At 39.2% G+C, this 16478-nt stretch carries 17 protein-coding genes and 1 riboswitch; of the genes, 7 read left to right on the top strand and 10 right to left on the bottom strand.

What is annotated here, in order from left to right; translation table 11 throughout:
• Nucleotides 1-52 precede the first annotated feature (52 nt).
• Nucleotides 53-1099, bottom strand: a complete 1047-nt coding sequence (locus ACXAEO_RS15140) for an oxidoreductase (protein WP_474882538.1) — start codon at nucleotides 1097-1099, stop codon at nucleotides 53-55.
• 146 nt (nucleotides 1100-1245) lie between these two features.
• Here ACXAEO_RS15140 and ACXAEO_RS15145 point away from each other — a divergent pair, with 146 nt between their 5' ends.
• Both ACXAEO_RS15145 and ACXAEO_RS15150 read left to right on the top strand, forming a co-directional pair.
• On the top strand, nucleotides 1246-2010 hold the full coding sequence (locus ACXAEO_RS15145) for a DeoR/GlpR family DNA-binding transcription regulator (RefSeq protein ID WP_474882540.1): 765 nt from the start codon (nucleotides 1246-1248) through the stop codon (nucleotides 2008-2010).
• Nucleotides 2011-2012: 2 nt separating this feature from the next.
• A complete protein-coding gene (locus tag ACXAEO_RS15150) occupies nucleotides 2013-2816 on the top strand; it encodes an HAD family hydrolase (RefSeq protein ID WP_474882543.1) in 804 nt (267 codons plus the stop codon).
• Nucleotides 2817-2852: 36 nt separating this feature from the next.
• Here ACXAEO_RS15150 and ACXAEO_RS15155 read toward each other — a convergent pair whose 3' ends face one another.
• Nucleotides 2853-3038, bottom strand: coding sequence for a hypothetical protein (locus tag ACXAEO_RS15155; protein WP_474882545.1), 186 nt, complete (start codon nucleotides 3036-3038; stop codon nucleotides 2853-2855).
• A 138-nt stretch (nucleotides 3039-3176) separates the two neighbouring features.
• Between ACXAEO_RS15155 and ACXAEO_RS15160 the strand changes: the two genes are divergently transcribed.
• Nucleotides 3177-3299, top strand: a complete 123-nt coding sequence (locus tag ACXAEO_RS15160; RefSeq protein WP_474882546.1) for a hypothetical protein — start codon at nucleotides 3177-3179, stop codon at nucleotides 3297-3299.
• A gap of 68 nt (nucleotides 3300-3367) precedes the next feature.
• Here ACXAEO_RS15160 and ACXAEO_RS15165 read toward each other — a convergent pair whose 3' ends face one another.
• The 7 genes from ACXAEO_RS15165 to ACXAEO_RS15195 all read right to left on the bottom strand — a co-directional run bounded on the left by ACXAEO_RS15165 (nucleotide 3368) and on the right by ACXAEO_RS15195 (nucleotide 11938).
• A complete protein-coding gene (locus ACXAEO_RS15165; protein ID WP_474882548.1) occupies nucleotides 3368-3640 on the bottom strand; it encodes a hypothetical protein in 273 nt (90 codons plus the stop codon).
• Between the two features lie 60 nt (nucleotides 3641-3700).
• Nucleotides 3701-4162 (bottom strand): hypothetical protein, encoded by a 462-nt coding sequence (locus tag ACXAEO_RS15170; RefSeq protein WP_474882550.1) that lies wholly within the window; start codon nucleotides 4160-4162, stop codon nucleotides 3701-3703.
• Between the two features lie 125 nt (nucleotides 4163-4287).
• Nucleotides 4288-5883: an ABC-F family ATP-binding cassette domain-containing protein gene (locus ACXAEO_RS15175; protein WP_474882552.1), complete on the bottom strand. Its 1596-nt coding sequence runs from the start codon at nucleotides 5881-5883 to the stop codon at nucleotides 4288-4290.
• A gap of 104 nt (nucleotides 5884-5987) precedes the next feature.
• The gene (locus ACXAEO_RS15180; RefSeq protein ID WP_474884185.1) at nucleotides 5988-7286 is read right to left on the bottom strand and encodes an NCS2 family permease; all 1299 of its coding nucleotides are present in this window, start codon (nucleotides 7284-7286) and stop codon (nucleotides 5988-5990) included.
• 403 nt (nucleotides 7287-7689) lie between these two features.
• Nucleotides 7690-9015 carry a short-chain fatty acid transporter gene (locus tag ACXAEO_RS15185; RefSeq protein ID WP_474882555.1) on the bottom strand — a complete coding sequence of 442 codons (1326 nt, stop codon included), beginning with the start codon at nucleotides 9013-9015 and terminating at the stop codon, nucleotides 7690-7692.
• 270 nt (nucleotides 9016-9285) lie between these two features.
• Complete coding sequence (locus ACXAEO_RS15190) at nucleotides 9286-9519, bottom strand: hypothetical protein (protein WP_474882558.1); 234 nt, start codon at nucleotides 9517-9519, stop codon at nucleotides 9286-9288.
• A 508-nt stretch (nucleotides 9520-10027) separates the two neighbouring features.
• Nucleotides 10028-11938 carry a bifunctional metallophosphatase/5'-nucleotidase gene (locus ACXAEO_RS15195; RefSeq protein ID WP_474882560.1) on the bottom strand — a complete coding sequence of 637 codons (1911 nt, stop codon included), beginning with the start codon at nucleotides 11936-11938 and terminating at the stop codon, nucleotides 10028-10030.
• Between the two features lie 157 nt (nucleotides 11939-12095).
• Nucleotides 12096-12203, top strand: a riboswitch (SAM riboswitch).
• A gap of 75 nt (nucleotides 12204-12278) precedes the next feature.
• Between ACXAEO_RS15195 and ACXAEO_RS15200 the strand changes: the two genes are divergently transcribed.
• The 4 genes from ACXAEO_RS15200 (at nucleotide 12279) to ACXAEO_RS15215 (ending at nucleotide 15488) form a co-directional block, all read left to right on the top strand.
• Nucleotides 12279-13292: a methionine ABC transporter ATP-binding protein gene (locus ACXAEO_RS15200; RefSeq protein ID WP_474882562.1), complete on the top strand. Its 1014-nt coding sequence runs from the start codon at nucleotides 12279-12281 to the stop codon at nucleotides 13290-13292.
• Nucleotides 13282-13947: a methionine ABC transporter permease gene (locus ACXAEO_RS15205; RefSeq protein ID WP_474882564.1), complete on the top strand. Its 666-nt coding sequence runs from the start codon at nucleotides 13282-13284 to the stop codon at nucleotides 13945-13947. Before ACXAEO_RS15200 ends, ACXAEO_RS15205 begins: the two co-directional genes overlap by 11 nt.
• 161 nt (nucleotides 13948-14108) lie before the next feature.
• Nucleotides 14109-14939 (top strand): MetQ/NlpA family ABC transporter substrate-binding protein, encoded by an 831-nt coding sequence (locus ACXAEO_RS15210; protein WP_474882567.1) that lies wholly within the window; start codon nucleotides 14109-14111, stop codon nucleotides 14937-14939.
• Nucleotides 14940-15119: 180 nt separating this feature from the next.
• Nucleotides 15120-15488, top strand: coding sequence for a DUF1694 domain-containing protein (locus tag ACXAEO_RS15215; RefSeq protein WP_474882569.1), 369 nt, complete (start codon nucleotides 15120-15122; stop codon nucleotides 15486-15488).
• Between the two features lie 88 nt (nucleotides 15489-15576).
• On the opposite strand, the gene ACXAEO_RS15220 is transcribed toward ACXAEO_RS15215, so the two are convergent.
• Nucleotides 15577-16176, bottom strand: coding sequence for a cell wall hydrolase (locus ACXAEO_RS15220; protein WP_474882571.1), 600 nt, complete (start codon nucleotides 16174-16176; stop codon nucleotides 15577-15579).
• Nucleotides 16177-16478: the final 302 nt, after the last annotated feature.

Raw genomic sequence — 16478 nt, forward strand, 5'->3', positions numbered from 1 at the left:
ATTTTGTGTGATCTGTCAAAAGAGGAGAGCTTTCGCTCTCCTCTTTTGACGTCTATTGAACTTGTATCGTGCGTTTCTCCTGTGCACTTTGTTCTGCTAATTCAATTATTTTAATGACATTTGCTGCTTGCTCCGGCTTTACTTGAAGTTCCTTCCCTTCCGCAATCGCTTCATACACATTTTGATAAAAATCTTGATACGTTCCAGGCAAAGTTTCCAGCTTTCCACGGTAATGCAAGCCATGAATAGTTGTATTGAGCGTTCCCCATTTTTCTTCTTCCTCTACGCCATACCCTTCATCTATCGGCATTGTTCCTTGACGAAGAGCCTGCTCTTGAGGGTCTAGTCCGTATTTCACGAAAGAACCTTCCATTCCATGAACAATAAAACGTGGCCCTCCTTCTCGAACTAGCATACCCGCCTTCAACGTGACGCTAACCTTCGGATAATGAAGGCGGATATCAAACGCATCGACTGCTTTTCCATCTTTTCGTTGAATTTTCGTCTCAGCGGTCACGGCATCCGGCATTCCGAACAAAACAAGCGATTGATCAATTAAATGGGAACCGAGATCGTACAAAATTCCTGAACCAGGTCGATTTTCTTCTCTCCATGCATTTTCTTTCAAGTAATTGCGAAAACGATCAAAGTGGGATTCAAATTCAACCACATCTCCAAGCAACCCCTGTTCTACTATTTGTTGCACAGTTTTAAAATCCCCGTCCCAGCGGCGGTTATGATAGACAAACAGCTGAACACCACATTCATCAGCTAGGTTTATTAACTCTTCTGCTTCTTTTGACGTTACCGTAAACGGCTTTTCAATAACAACATGCTTTTTGTTTACAATAGCCTTCTTCACCATCGGATAATGCAGTTCATTCGGTGTTGTGATAATGACAAGGTCAATTTCTGTATCTAGCAATAATTCATCATAGGAAGCTGTCACCTCTACATACGGGTAGCGCTCCTTCGATTTTTCACTTTTTCTTTCAACGACCTTTTTTAACTTCATATGTGGATGCACATGAACAAACGGAGCATGAAACACTTGTCCTGATAGTCCATAACCAACAAGTCCAACTTGTAATGTTTTCATTTTCTCTCTCTCCTTGCTTATGTATTTTCTTCTATTTTAAGCATTCTTAATGATTTTGTAAATTTTTTATAATAAAATCATTAAGAAATTGCATATCAGCTTAATATTACTTATAATATTTGAAGAGATCATAGCGAGGTGCTGCCATGTATCAAGAAGAACGATTAATTAAAATTTTACAACATTTAAAAACACATAAACGCATCAGCATTGAAGATATTTGTGATCAATTAAATGTATCAAGAGACACTGCGCGCAGAGACCTCGTTAAGCTGGATGAACAAGGTGCTATCATCCGGACAAGAGGAGGCGCAATTTTCCCAGGACTCTCTAAAGAAGTTTCCAGTTATGAACAGCGCTTAAAGCATGTACCCGAAGCAAAAAAAGAAATTGCCAAACGCGCTGTCTCGCTTATCAATGATGATGATTATCTTATTTTAGACGCTTCTACAACTGTTGAATTTGTGGCGAACTATTTAACGACAAAACATAATACCATTGTCACCAATTCCATTCAGATTGCCAGTACATTAACGAAAAAAGAAGTAGCTTCCATCCATTTATTAGGTGGACAGCTTCACCATTCCCAGCAATACATTTACGGGACAACAGCTATTGATATGCTGCGCAGTTACCATGTTGATAAATTATTTTTAGGCGCGTGCGGCATCACCGAAAGCGGACTGTCCAACCCTTATGAAGAAGAAGGGTTGCTCATGAAAGAAATGATTCGACGTGCTAATCAGGTAATTGTACTCGCCGATCAATCCAAATTCGGAAAACAAATGTTTTATAATGTGTGCTCACTTGAAGACATTGATATTATTGTGACAGATTGTATCCCAGAACCGTCATTTCAAAGTACATTGAACCAATACGACATTAAGCTGTTAATAACGAAAGGGGCTTAAATATGATTAAGTTATTAGTAAGCGATTTAGATGGAACATTAATTAATAAACAAAATGAAGTGGCTGCTTACGACATTGAAGCGCTGAAACAACTGCGGAAGCACGGTGTCGATGTGTGCCTCGCTTCTGGAAGAATGGATAATGAAATTATGGAAGTCGCTAAATCTGTCGACGACCAGTTTCATCGAGTAAGCCAAAACGGAGCATTTGTCTTAACGAATGATCATCTTTCTCTTCATTCTCGTACATTCGAACATGAATTAGCAAAAAAATTATATGAAGCCACTTACTCGGAACGTTATATTACCCTCGTTTGTTCTGATAACATTAATTTTGTTGCACAAAAAAACGAAGTGATTACTCAGATTGAAGAGCGCTTCTTTTTCCCAATTGAAGAACAGCCTAATATGTTAGATGAAATCGGCCGCTCTATGACACCATCTAAAATTACAGTATTAGGAAAGCACGAAGACGTACTTGAAATGCAGCAAACAATTGAAGAGACTTTTCAGGAAGAAGTAGATACATTTATTTCAGAAATCGGCTGTTTAGATATCATGCCAAAGCACATCAGCAAAGGAAATGCCATCTTAGTACTACTTGAACATCTGCATCTCAAACCTGAAGAAATTGCCTGTGTGGGAGATTCTTTCAACGACATCCCAATGTTTAATTTAACACCAAACAGCTTTGCAATCGCACATGCACATGAAGATGTCAAAAAAGAAGCTTCCTACGTTGTGGAAAGCGTAAGCGAAGCCGTCAACATCATTCTCAAGAAAAATGAAAGCATAATTCACTCGTAAAAAAAGAGGGTGCCAAACAAACGGCACTCTCTTTTTTTATGTTTGAGAATCATCGTAATCGTATCGAAATCCATCCTCCTGCACATCTCGTCTGCTAGATGGATGCGCTAACTTTTTCAATACATCTTCATACTGATAAATCTCTTGGTAATCAGCACTGTTGGCTGCGGCTACCTTTAACGCCTGCTCAATAACGGTGTAATCATTTGTGCTAAATGTCATAATCTCCCCCCTCCTATTATTTGTTAGTGTATACGAAAAAGCGAGCAATATAAGTTTTCTTGCCCAATTTTCTCAATGAATAAGACTCTCCTTACGTGGATAAGCTACATTTGTTGTAAAGAGAAAGGAGGGGTGAAAATGGCTAAGAAAGGGCGTCAAAACAAAGTCAGTCAAGAAACAGCCAATCCAACGGTAGCAGCGGACACAGAATTCAGCAAAGAGATGGACGTAAACGCAACTAAAAAAGAAAACAAGAAATAGTACATACATAATATGTACAAAAAACGGAGTGAACACACTTAACCTGTTCACTCCGTTTTCTTATCGCATTATATAATCGAGTCTTTATTCTCCTGCTGTTGATGCATCTCGTTATAAGCCATTTTCATTTTACAGACTGTTGCTTTTAATGAAGTTGAGGGATCGGTATCATCACCAAGCTGCACATTAGTGGCATCTACAACTGAACGAGCAAGTAATTCAATAACATTTCGTAGCTGCCATTCTTCATAATGAGCCTGATCTTGCAAACCACTTTGAATAATACTATTCGCTAACTCTCGAATGCGCTTTAATTGTTTTTGTTCGTTCATCATGTTCATCCCCCTTATTTTCACCTTTTCCTTCATTAAATTCGCTAGTATTTCCTTGTTCTCCTTTTATTAATCTTCAATTTTCACAACAACTTCTTTTATTTTTTTCTTTCCCGCTACAAACCACAACTTCCATATCCCTGCCTCAGGAAGTTTAACAGTTGCAGAAACAGAAGCATCCGCTCCCCATACCCCTTCTTCAAGCACCAGTTTTTCTTCTATTATAGCCTTTATCTTTTCTCCGCCGTCCTTTTTTTCAGCATATATCTCGACCGGCTCACCTAACTCATTTTCATAGTCTCCCCAAAACAGCCATGTGTTTTGTCCATTTTGATAGTAAGCAAGTGAACCGACTGCTAGTATATCTTTTTCTCTTCCTACCCCATAATAGGTTTGAAGTGACTGTTCCTCGTCGATCGTTCGATATGCTACTACAGGTGCAACTTCCCATTTTTCTCGCAAAAGAAGAAAAGCTACAGTTATACAAACAAGTAACAAAAGACCGAACACTTTCTTATACACAGACTGCACCTCCTGATTCCTCCTATGTCGCAACATTTGGATACCGACAACCGCGTATTTACGGAAAGGACCCGTCATCCAATCCTCATTGTTGCTGGATTTTCATGACGGGCCCTTCGAAACAATCTGCTGTTTTAGTTATTAGCTAATTCAAGATATTCATCATATGTCACTTGCTTATCAAACATCGTGCCATCTTCCTTAATTTCAATGATACGGTTGGCAATCGTTTGAATAAACTGGTGGTCATGGGAAGTAAATAACATAGAACCTTTGAAATTCGTTAAACCATCATTCAAAGACGTGATGGATTCTAAATCTAAGTGGTTCGTTGGTTCATCTAAAAGAAGAACGTTAGCACCGCTCAACATCATCTTCGAGAGCATGCAGCGTACTTTTTCTCCTCCAGATAACACGCTTGCTTTTTTCTTTACTTCTTCTCCGGAGAATAGCATTCTTCCTAAAAAGCCGCGTAAAAAGCTTTCGCTGTCATCTTTTGGAGAGTATTGGCGCAACCAATCAACCAATGTCAAGTCACAGCCTTCAAAAAACTCCGAGTTATCTTTCGGGAAATAAGCTTGAGACGTCGTTACACCCCATTTGAATGTACCGCTGTCCGCTTCCATCTCCCCTGTTAAAATTTTAAATAACGTCGTGTACGCCACTTCGTTTGACCCTACAAACGCAATCTTATCATCTTTATTCATGATAAAGCTTACGTTATCAAGCACTTTCTCGCCATCAATCGTTTTGCTTAATCCTTCAACACGGAGCAAATCGTTTCCTATTTCACGATCCGGTGTAAAATGAACAAATGGATAACGTCGGGAAGATGGTTTAATATCGTCCAGCGTAATTTTATCTAACATTTTTTTACGAGACGTTGCTTGACGGGATTTAGAAGCATTCGCACTAAAGCGCGCAATGAAGTTTTGAAGTTCTTTAATTTTTTCTTCTTTCTTCTTGTTCGCATCCGATGCCATTCTTTGTGCTAATTGGCTTGATTCATACCAGAAATCATAGTTTCCTACGTAAATTTGGATACGGCTGAAATCAAGGTCAGCAATATGTGTACATACTTTGTTCAAGAAATGACGGTCATGGGATACAACGATAACAGTATTTTCAAAGTTAATTAAAAACTCTTCAAGCCATTGAATTGCTTTAATGTCCAAATGGTTCGTCGGCTCATCCAGCAATAAAACATCCGGCTTGCCGAATAACGCTTGTGCAAGCAACACTTTAACTTTTTCGCCACCTGTTAAGTCAGCCATTTTCTTCGTATGAAGTTCTTCTTCTACTCCAAGACCTTTTAAAAGAATTGCTGCTTCCGATTCTGCTTCCCAACCGTTTAATTCAGCAAACTCGCCTTCCAATTCAGCAGCACGCATTCCATCTTCGTCAGAGAAGTCTTCTTTCATATAAATTGCGTCTTTTTCTTGCATGACTTCATAAAGACGTGCATGCCCCATAATAACAACCTTTAACACTTCATGCTCTTCATATTCAAAGTGATTTTGCTTTAACACAGCCATACGCTCTCCAGGGCCCATAAATACGTCCCCTGTTTGCGCTTCAATTTCACCTGATAAAATCTTTAAAAACGTGGATTTTCCAGCACCATTTGCTCCAATTAATCCGTAGCAGTTCCCTGGTGTAAATTTAATATTTACATCCTCAAACAATTTGCGGTCACCATATCGTAAACTAACATTATTCACTGTAATCATAAATGGCTATTACTCCTTTATTCGTTATTACACATAACTTTTATTATACCATAACATGATTGACTATGCACAAAAACCTCCTGTCACATGACAGGAGGTCTCAATCAGCTTATATAATGAAACACAAAATTTAAAAAGAACAAAAACGCAGCAACATACATGAATACGGACACATCTTTCGTTTTACCCAATGCCGCCTTTAAAATCGGATAGGCAATAAAACCGAAAGCAATGCCATCCGCAATACTGTATGTGAGCGGAATAAGCGCAATGATTAAAAAGGCAGGGAATCCCTCAGACAAATCTTGCAAATTAATGTGTTTAATGTTTTGAATCATTAATCCGCCGATTACAATTAGGATTGGCGCAATTGCACTATCTGGCACCATCTTAATGAACGGTATGAAAAACAGCGATGTTAAAAATAACACACCTGTTACAAATGATGCCATACCAGTACGGCCGCCTGACGCAATTCCTGCGGCACTTTCAACAGATGAAACCGTTGGGCTCGTGCCAAAAAATCCGCTTGTAATCACCGACACCGCATTCGCCTGGAATGCGCGTTGGAACTTTTCGTCATGACCTGTCATGCTTAAATGTCCGTGAATGAGTCCAATATTTTCAAAAACAATAACCATTGTTAATGAAAAGACAGCGGCCCAAAACGTCATAGAAGAAATCGACGAAAATGAAAAAGCCCCTACTGCGCTAACGAATGTTTCCCAGCCTGCTTCTGAAGCAGCCTGATCGAGCGGGTTGACTTGACCAAGTAAAAACGCGATTAAAGTTCCGACTGCCATGCTTATTAAAAAATTCCCGCGAACATTGCGAATAAACAATACAATCGTAATCATTAGCGTAATCAGTGTGCTAATAACATGAAGATCGCTTAAATTTCCAAGTGCAACAAAAGTCGTATCACTTGGCTGAACGATTCCGCCTTTTTGCAGTCCGATAAACGTCAAAAATAGCCCTACTCCCACTGTAATCGCTTCTTTTAACGATTGAGGGATTGCTTTTACGAGCAAAAGAGACAAACGGGAAAATGCAAGCATTGTAAACAATACTCCGGAAATGATGACTACTCCAAGAGCTTCTTGCCACGATAATCCCATGGACTGAACCATTGTGTACGTAAACAGCGCATTAATTCCCATACCAGGTACAAGCACGATCGGAGCGTTTGCCCAAAAAGCCATAATAAAACAGCCAATTAAGGACGTAATAACGGTCGTAAAGATGCCTGCTTCTAGCGGAATACCCGCATCAGCTAAAATCGCTGCATTAATCGCAATGATGTACACAACAGATAAAAAGGACACAACGCCAGCTGTACTTTCTTTACCAATTGTTGTGCTGTGTTCATGGATTTTAAATCGGTTGTCGAAGAACGTTTTCAACATATTATTCCTTCTTTATTCAATATCCCTCTCCCACCCGATGATACTCAATGAATGAGCCACCGCTGATATTATAGCAAATATTAAAAAGGTTGCAAGAGGGGAATCTATACATCTTTGGACTTTTTTGCTTTTTACGAACGAACTTTTTAAACCCTCGAAGGATTTCGTTTATTTGCATCGAATCAAAATGTCATTTCCATTTTAAACGATGCTCCTTTAGTTTTTGCGAAAAACGGTCAAACTATCCAAACGCTTCATAAGAAAACCATATCCATCCCAGATGAAAGCGAATAAAATGAAAAACCCGTCAGTTATTCCTGTAACACCAAGGATTAACTGACGGGTTTTAGTGACTGTTCTGTTTCATCTTACCTGGAAAAACAAACAGGTGGCGTTGGATTTAAAAGAAGTACAAGCCAAGTGAAATAACGATACCGCTTACAAATAAAATAATTAAACAAAATCCCATAATATCTTTAGCTTTCAGCCCAGCAATGGCAAGAGCCGGCAACGCCCAAAACGGTTGAATCATATTTGTCCATGCATCCCCCCACGCCACAGCCATCGCTGTTTTAGATAGAGACAACCCCATATTTTGAGCGGCTTCCAGCATGATTGGCGCCTGCACAGCCCACTGTCCTCCACCTGAAGGAACGAAAAAATTAACAAGGCCCGCACTCCAAAACACAAGCACATGGAATGTATTTTCTGTCGAAATGGAAACGAAAGCCTGAGATAAAACATTCGCCAATCCAGACGAAACCATAATGCCCATTAAACCAGCATAAAAAGGGAATTGAATAATAATCCCACTTGCCCCTTTTACCGCATTTCCAACCGCCTCTAAAAATTGTTTCGGTGTGCCATGAAATAAAATTCCTAAAAATAAGAATAGAAAGTTCACGATATCTAAATTAATTTTTAATCCGTTTTTCATCACATAAAAAGCTAAAAACGCAAGACCGAGTAGCCCTGTTAGCAAAGATAAAATCTTACTATTTTCCAGACGGTCTGCCGGCGTCATGGAAGAACGATCGATTGTTGCTGCCTGTAGAGAATCCGTCTCTTCCAAAAGATCCCGATCAATAATGACCGCTTGATCTTTAGAAGGAAGCATAAGACGATTCAAAATAGGAATGATAATAAAAAGAGCTGCCACAATAACCAAATTGTAAGTAGAAAATAGGGTCTCACTTGTTGGAACAACCCCAATCATCTTTTCACTGAAATGACCTGGTGTGGCAATTGTAAGCGGTACAGATCCTGACAGCCCTCCGTGCCAGATAACAAACCCACTGTAAGCGCTCGCAATTAATAAGCGATAATCTACCCCGTCAACCTTTTTAGCTAGTTCTTTCGCAAACAAAGCTCCAATAACAAGACCAAACCCCCAGTTAATCCAACTCGCCATAAGTGAAATGACTGAAACAAGCACAATTGCTTGCCCCGCAGACTTCGGAATGGATGCGAGACGACTTAATGTTTTCTTGAAAAATGGACTGCTTGCCAGCACGTGACCTGTGACAAGCACAAGAATCATTTGCATAGAAAAAGCGAGCAAGCCCCAGAATCCGCCGCCCCAATATTCAATGACTTGCATAGGTGTACTTTCTGTCAGAACAAGAGATAATCCCCCAACAAAAAAAGTAAGAATAATAACAAATAAAAATGGATCAGGTAAGTACCTTTGCATTAATTTGTTTGATAGCGAAATTAAAAACTTCAATATGCTCTCCCCCTAGCCTTGTTGTCAATTCTATAAAAAAATATGCCTCCTCCCCCTATTATTCTTATAATTCTCTATTCTCTTAGCGCTTTCAAAAACCTCTCTATTTTTACAAAAAACGCTTGACACTTCTGGACAATTTTCGCCATTTCCCTGTTGATTATCTTTCCATTTTTTTCATAAATTCTTTCACCATTTCTAATTTAAACTCCATATAAAGCAAGAAGGAATAGGTAAAAAAAAACGATGCGCAGAACGCGCATCGTTTTTTTAATAGTAAGGATAATACGGATAATATGGGGCATAATATGGCGGATAGCCATAATACGGCGGATAATAATAAGGACGAGTGATTAGCGCGCTTCCTAATAATCCACCAAGTACTCCGCCTACAAACGGCCCCCCGTAAAAAGGACGACGTCCAAAACCATATCCCCATCTTCCAGGTCTAAACCTTAATGGATATGCTCCCGTAAACCGAGAACGACCAAAATGCCGCTGCATAAAAATAACCTCCTATCTCTTATTGCCATAAGCTTACACTGCAACATATGTTAAACGCGGAGAGATGGAGTGGGCATCTATCCTCTTCATAAAAATTTCAATAAGATTCTTAACCAACTTAAATGACGAACGAAAATAATGGCACAAAAAAACGACAGGGTCCCCATCCCCGTCGTTTTTTCAAGCAATGTATTGATGCTACAAGTTTGATTATTGTTTATCGTCATCCCTTTATTTACCGTTCAAATTCCCCTTTTATAAAACCTTCTCCCCATAACTAAACGAAAAATCGTTTCCTTTTGTTCTCCTCCCCAAGAGCACAAAAGGTATGTACAAGTACTGACAATAAGTTCAAATAAGTAAATGAAGTCTGTAAGCGCTTACTAATTACCCCTAAAAAAATAAGTAAAGGATTTCTTATTCATAATCAAACGTAACATCTCATCACAGTCTACTCTCTTATTAAACCTCAAAACCGTAAAAATATCAACCTTCTCATAAATTTTTTTTATTGTCTGACCATAATTCGACCTTCTACTTTCCGAGCATCATGACCCTTTTTCATATAATCAGCCAAAATTTGACTGAGTGTACGGTTTGAAGATTTCGTCCATATTTGCCTTTTCAACATTGTATATCCATCTCCTCCAATGGCTGTAAATCGATTAATCGCCACAGTATATGGTTTGTGAGGAACAACAGGCTTGCCGTTTATATTAATTTGTTGCACACGCTTGCCTACCGGTTTTAGAGGATCAAATGTAAAAGAGAGACCAGATACTTGCAGAAAACCGCCATGTTCTTTTGGGTATTCACGCACACTATGCTCTAGTATTGATTTAATGGATGTGCCAGTTAACGACAAAATTACAATGGTGTCATTAAACGGCAGCACTGTCAATAGGTCATCACGTGTTACTTCTCCTTTTTCAATGCTGGAACGAATGCCCCCCCCATTTGTCAAAGCAATATCTGTGTCCAATGTCTCCCTCATCGCATCTGCAAGAAGATTTCCGAGATTTGTCTCCCTTGTTCTGACATGAGTACGATCACCATCAAGATTAACTGTAACCACGCCTACCACTTCATGTAAAAGTAGCTCACTCTTCTCTTTATAAGGCTGAATGACAGCCTTCATCTGTTCATCTTCCTTTTTTAAGGCATCATCTCGGTATAAAAAACCATTAATGCCAATCAGCTCGCCTTTATGAAAAAGTAACTGTGTACGTCCAAGCACTTTTCCATATTCAAATGCCTGCGTCACATAGGCATATTTTGATTTTTGGGGCCATTCCACCCGTTGATGACTATGACCTCCGATAATTAAGTCAATTCCTTCTATTTCATTGGCCATTTTTTGATCAACGTTAGAACCTGAATGAGACAATACGACAATATGGTCGACCTTGTCTTTCAATTGGTTCACTTGTTCTCTGACCGCTTGGATTTCATCTTGAAATTCAAGTCCTTCAATTCCTTCTGGATTGGTCTTAACTGCTGTATCTGCCGCTGTAACCCCAATAAATGCAATTATTTTTCCTTGCACCCTCTTCAATATGTATGGAAGAAAAACTACTTTTCCCTCTTTTCTAATATTGGCGCTCATGACAGGAAATTGAACATTGGACACTAACCTTTTTAAATGGATTTGCCCATAATTAAAATCATGATTTCCAGGAACCATCGCATCATAATTCAGTTCATTCATCACATCAGCTACGACTTTCCCCTTATTTAAAATAGCCAAATTCGTTCCATGAAAGGCATCCCCTACATCCACTAACAAAGTATGTTCGTGCGTCTGACGAACCCCCTTCACCAGCTTGGCCATTTTAGCATAACCAAGCTCGCCTTTTTTAGCATTATGCAAAATTCGGGCATGTACATCATTTGTATGAAGGATTGGAATACGCTGAATGTTTTCTTGATACAGCTCCATCATTTTTGCCATTTCTGCAGGGGAGATAGGTTGCTTCGGATGAATGTTTTGTCCTTTTGGAAGTGCTGCTAATCCTAAATGAAGTGCTGCAGCTAGTTCTTGTTTGAACGCTGTCACACTATGACCGTCCTCAAAATTCTGTAATATCTCTTCGTCCATTTTTTGTTTTAAATTAAGGGAACGAATGAGAAGCGCATATGCCTCTTCTCTTGTCACCTCTTCTTTGGAATACGTTTTTTCACTTAATGTAATCTCAAGACGTTCAGCCGCCTTCACATATGTAAAAAAAGGATCGTTCACCCCATCATTATTCAAGACTTCATCGGTAACGTCCACTTCCATAGTCAGGAGAAGTTCCTTTAAAAATTCTCCTTTCGTCACGTACTCATTTGTCTCTGCATAACTATATCCCGCGCCAACGCTTCCAAAAATAAAAACGATTATCATCCAAAATAAACCGCAAACTTTTAGCAAAGACATTTTCCCTCCGCTCAAAAACCATTATAGTTCTCATATCGTTACCGCTTTCATTCATTAATATGTACATGCTTTTTTATTAACTGAAAATTTTTTTATTGACATTCTCTTCCTCACAACGTATCATTCAGTTATCCCAAAAAATGAATAATAATTTTTACACTTATCAAGAGCGACGGAGGGATCAGGCCCGACGATGTCCAGCAACCTCCCCACCGAGGGAACGGTGCTACTTCCTGCAGAATGTTGCCATTCTGAAAGATAAGTCGGATATATACGATGCCTCTTTCAGAATGGAAAGAGGTTCTTTTATTTGCTTGACCATGAAGGAAGGATTGATACTATGATTGAAATTCAATCACTAAGAAAAGAGTATAAAACAAAAAAGGGAACAATCATCGGTGTTAATGACGTCTCCCTTTCAATCAAAAAAGGCGAAATATTCGGGATTGTCGGATATAGCGGAGCAGGTAAAAGCTCCTTACTGCGCTGCCTAAACTTATTAGAAAAACCTACATCCGGACATGTCATTGTGGATGGCGTTAATTTAACGTCACTGAAAGAAAAAGACTTGCGACAAGCTCGCCAAAAAATCGGCATGATTTTTCAGCATTTTTATTTAGTTAGTTCCAAAACCGTCTATGAAAATATCGCTTTTGCCTTAAAAGCGGCAAATGTAAACGAGAGCGATATTCAAAACCGCGTTTTAGAATTGCTCGAAATGGTTGGTCTTTCTGATAAAAAAGATGTGTACCCTTCTCAATTAAGCGGTGGACAGAAACAGCGGGTCGGTATCGCTAGAGCACTGGCGAACAACCCAAAAGTATTGCTTTGTGATGAAGCTACATCGGCTCTTGATCCAACGACAACAAAAGCAATCTTACAGCTTTTGAAGAAAATTAACCGTGAGCTTGGATTAACAATCGTACTGATCACGCACGAAATGGAAGTGGTGAAAGAAATTTGCCATCGCGTTGCCGTTATGCAAGACGGTCAGGTTGTCGAAGAAGGACCTGTATATGAAATTTTCGCACAGCCGAAACAACCGCTAACAAAGCAATTTATCTCGACCATTTTAGATTTCACGTTACCTGATCATTTAATGAATGATCAAAATGGAACAATTGTAAAAATCCAATTCCGTGGTTCGGTAGCGGGAGAAGCTGTCGTATCAGATGCCTTACAGCGCTTTAAAGTAAAGGGGAACATTTTACATGGTAAAATTGAATACATCCAAAATATCCCTCTTGGTGTTTTTATTATGCAACTGTCAGGAGATGCTCCTGAAATTGAAAAAACTATTCACTATATTCAACAGCGAACAAGTCATTTGGAGGTGATTACACATGCTGCTTGAATCGATTACAGCCCTGCTTCCAGAACTGAACAAAGCTTTTCTTGAAACGCTCTATATGGTCGGCATTTCCCTCGCAGTTGCGCTATTATTCGGTATGCCGATTGGAGTATTGCTATTTGTAACCGATCAAGGACTGTTTTTAGAAAATAAATCTGTGAAATCTGTGATCGGATTTGTAGTAAACACAGTACGCTCTATTCCTTACATCATTTTACTTGTAGCCCTGCTTCCACTGACGCAGTTATTGACAGGTACAACGATTGGACCAACAGCGGCCTCCGTTTCCTTATCTGTCGCTGCCATCCCATTTTTTGCTCGAATTGTGGAGACATCTCTTCGCGAAATTGACAAAGGTGTCATTGAAGCAGCCGTTGCGGTCGGAGCCTCACCTTGGATGATTATTAAAGATGTGTTAGTACCCGAAGCAAAACCAGGAATTATTCAAGGCTTGACCATCACAACAATCAGTCTTGTCGGCTACTCGGCTATGGCTGGTATTGTCGGAGGCGGTGGAGTCGGGGATCTTGCCATTCGCTTTGGCTATTATCGTTATGATAATACGGTGATGATTACGACCATTGTTGTTCTTATTTGTTTAGTTCAAATCATTCAGCTTGCCGGTGATAAATTCGCCCGTGCCGTTGATAAACGTTAACCTTCGTTGCGCTTTATGCCCAATAAAGGACGGCTTTGTTTTTCTATTACACTTTAACCAATTAATTCTGCATTGTTTTAATCTAGAACTCTATTAAAGTATTTGAACGCATTACAGCTTCACTATACAAAACCTATTTATATAATTAGGAGGATGCATTTATGAAAAAATTATTTTTAGCCTTTATATTCTTACTCTCTCTTTCTGTATTAGCTGCATGTGGAGGAAGCAGCACAAGCAATGAATCAACTTCGTCTGAAGAAAAGAAAGACATTAAAATTGGCGCTACAACAGGTCCTTATAGCGATATGGTTACAAAAGCAATCAAGCCTGGTTTAGAACAGAAAGGCTACACCGTAGAAGTTGTTGAATTCAGTGACTATATTCAGCCAAACATTTCATTAGGAAACGGCTCTATTGACGCAAACTTATTTCAACATAAAGTATATATGGAATCATTTGCAAAAGAACACAATTTAGAGCTTTCAGAAGTCATCATCGTTCCAACAGCTCCAATGGGCTTGTACTCTAACAAATACCAATCGCTTGACGACATTGAAGAAGGGGCCAAGCTTGCTCTACCGAACGATCCAACTAATATGGCTCGTGCGTTAAAAATGCTTCAAGAATCAGAGTTCATTACATTAGATGAAAATGCAGATCCATTAACGGTATCTGAAAAAGATGTTGTTGAAAATCCAAAGAACATTGTGTTCCAGCCAATTGAAGCGGCACAGCTTCCTCGCTCAGTCGAAAGCGTTGATTTATCAGCAGTTCCTGGAAACTTTGCACTTGCTGCTAAGATGGATTTATTAGATGCTATTCAGCTTGAAAACATGCCAGACGACTATCGAAATCGCGTTGTCGTCAATACAAAAGATATTGATACAGCATTAGCAAAAGACTTAAAAGAAGTCGTTGAGTCTGCAGAATTTGAACAAGTGATTGATGAACAGTTCAAAGGATTCGGCAAACCTGAGTGGATGCAATAAAAAAATAAGGGCTCGTCACCACAACTTTGGAATCGAAAAGGTTGTGTGACGAGCTCTTTTCTTCTCTGTTTTTTTCGTTTATGATGATAATAGATACCTTCTGTCTCCAACCTATCCATGTATATGACTTCCCTCTTTAGGGTACATAGATGTAAAGACTATTTCATCAGGGAGTGGCTTATGATGAATGATAACATTGAAGACTATTTAGAACGCGGCCTATACGGGGTAAAAGAAACAAAAGCAAGCGAAAGAGCATATTATTTAACTGCTTTGCGTGAACGAATCGAAATTGCTTTAAAAAAAGGACAGGTCATGAAAGCTCATACTTATCCTATGGTAATCCAAAAACTAAAGCATGTTCAAAACGGGCACCTCTATTTAAATGGGAACCTTGCCTATCGCTTTCTTTCGAAATACGTTAAGGCTGCGAATGGCGCAAAAGTGCCTTTTACTATTGTCCAAAATCAAGAAGCAGAAACAGACATTGGCCTCGTGTTAACTGGTAGCTTAGGAAGTGAAGAAAACGAGATTTTTATACACGATTAAACTTGCCTTCCAGCGAGAAAGCCACCTGCGTACACAGGTGGCTTTCTCGCTGGAACGGCCATAACACCGAATCTATTATACGTACTCGTTATTTAGCAAATACATGGTTTCCAATCACCGTTGTGACAGGTCTTGTTTTAATCCACTCACTTTGTGCCGTTTTTGGATTATAAAAGAATAAAGAACCTTGTCCATTTCCTTTTTCAGCGATTGCTTCAGCTACTGCCTGTTTTGTTTCATCAGATGGCGTGTTCTCAATTGCTCCATTTTGCACGGGTGTGAAAGCATAGCTTCCTCCCACTTGCTCGTAAATCACTTCTTTAATCGTATCTGGAAAATCTGTAGAAGCAACACGGTTTAATACAACAGCCGCGACGGCTACTTTCCCGGCATACGGTTCTCCTTTTGCCTCCGCCTCTACTAATTTCTCCAATAACACTTGTTCTTCAGATGTAAAAGTCGATACAGGAATCATTAGCTTTTCGCCTGCATAAATCATATCTTCATATCTATTATTTACTTGTTTTAATTCATCAATTGATACTCCGTAATGCTGCCCGAGGATCCAAAATGATTCTCCTTTTTGCACCTCGTGAACAGTTGAAGCTTCAGCGGCACCTTGTCCAATTAAAACTGCAATAGCAGCCGTAAAAGTCGCTACCCATTTTTTCATGTTACGTAATTTCATTTGACATACCTCCTGAAATTTTGGCACGAGACTACTTTAACATATCGTTCTAGTGAATTCATTGAAAAATTACGTAACAACGATGCCAACTCTATTAAATTTATTACAGTTTCATAACAAATAGATTTAACATTCCTCCATGCCATCGATCCAACACGTTGAAATCATTAGGCTCATCCTAATTGTTTCAAATATTACAAGTTTCGTATGTATCCATTCATTCTCTTTCTTTACGAACGAAAAAAAGCACTCTGCGGGCCACCACAGAGTGCTTTTTATATACATGATTCAACACCGCTTTA

The organism is Bacillus sp. ABA4_010, from assembly GCF_056159105.1.

Excerpts from the sequence above, each read along its gene's own strand:
- ACXAEO_RS15140 (WP_474882538.1), bottom strand. The coding sequence starts at position 1,099 with ATGAAAACATTACAAGTTGGACTTGTTGGTTATGGACTATCAGGACAA.
- ACXAEO_RS15145 (WP_474882540.1), top strand. The coding sequence starts at position 1,246 with ATGTATCAAGAAGAACGATTAATTAAAATTTTACAACATTTAAAAACA.
- ACXAEO_RS15150 (WP_474882543.1), top strand. The coding sequence starts at position 2,013 with ATGATTAAGTTATTAGTAAGCGATTTAGATGGAACATTAATTAATAAA.
- ACXAEO_RS15155 (WP_474882545.1), bottom strand. The coding sequence starts at position 3,038 with ATGACATTTAGCACAAATGATTACACCGTTATTGAGCAGGCGTTAAAG.
- ACXAEO_RS15160 (WP_474882546.1), top strand. The coding sequence starts at position 3,177 with ATGGCTAAGAAAGGGCGTCAAAACAAAGTCAGTCAAGAAACAGCCAAT.
- ACXAEO_RS15165 (WP_474882548.1), bottom strand. The coding sequence starts at position 3,640 with ATGAACATGATGAACGAACAAAAACAATTAAAGCGCATTCGAGAGTTA.
- ACXAEO_RS15175 (WP_474882552.1), bottom strand. The coding sequence starts at position 5,883 with ATGATTACAGTGAATAATGTTAGTTTACGATATGGTGACCGCAAATTG.
- ACXAEO_RS15190 (WP_474882558.1), bottom strand. The coding sequence starts at position 9,519 with ATGCAGCGGCATTTTGGTCGTTCTCGGTTTACGGGAGCATATCCATTA.
- ACXAEO_RS15195 (WP_474882560.1), bottom strand. The coding sequence starts at position 11,938 with ATGTCTTTGCTAAAAGTTTGCGGTTTATTTTGGATGATAATCGTTTTT.
- ACXAEO_RS15200 (WP_474882562.1), top strand. The coding sequence starts at position 12,279 with ATGATTGAAATTCAATCACTAAGAAAAGAGTATAAAACAAAAAAGGGA.
- ACXAEO_RS15205 (WP_474882564.1), top strand. The coding sequence starts at position 13,282 with ATGCTGCTTGAATCGATTACAGCCCTGCTTCCAGAACTGAACAAAGCT.
- ACXAEO_RS15210 (WP_474882567.1), top strand. The coding sequence starts at position 14,109 with ATGAAAAAATTATTTTTAGCCTTTATATTCTTACTCTCTCTTTCTGTA.
- ACXAEO_RS15215 (WP_474882569.1), top strand. The coding sequence starts at position 15,120 with ATGATGAATGATAACATTGAAGACTATTTAGAACGCGGCCTATACGGG.
- ACXAEO_RS15220 (WP_474882571.1), bottom strand. The coding sequence starts at position 16,176 with ATGAAATTACGTAACATGAAAAAATGGGTAGCGACTTTTACGGCTGCT.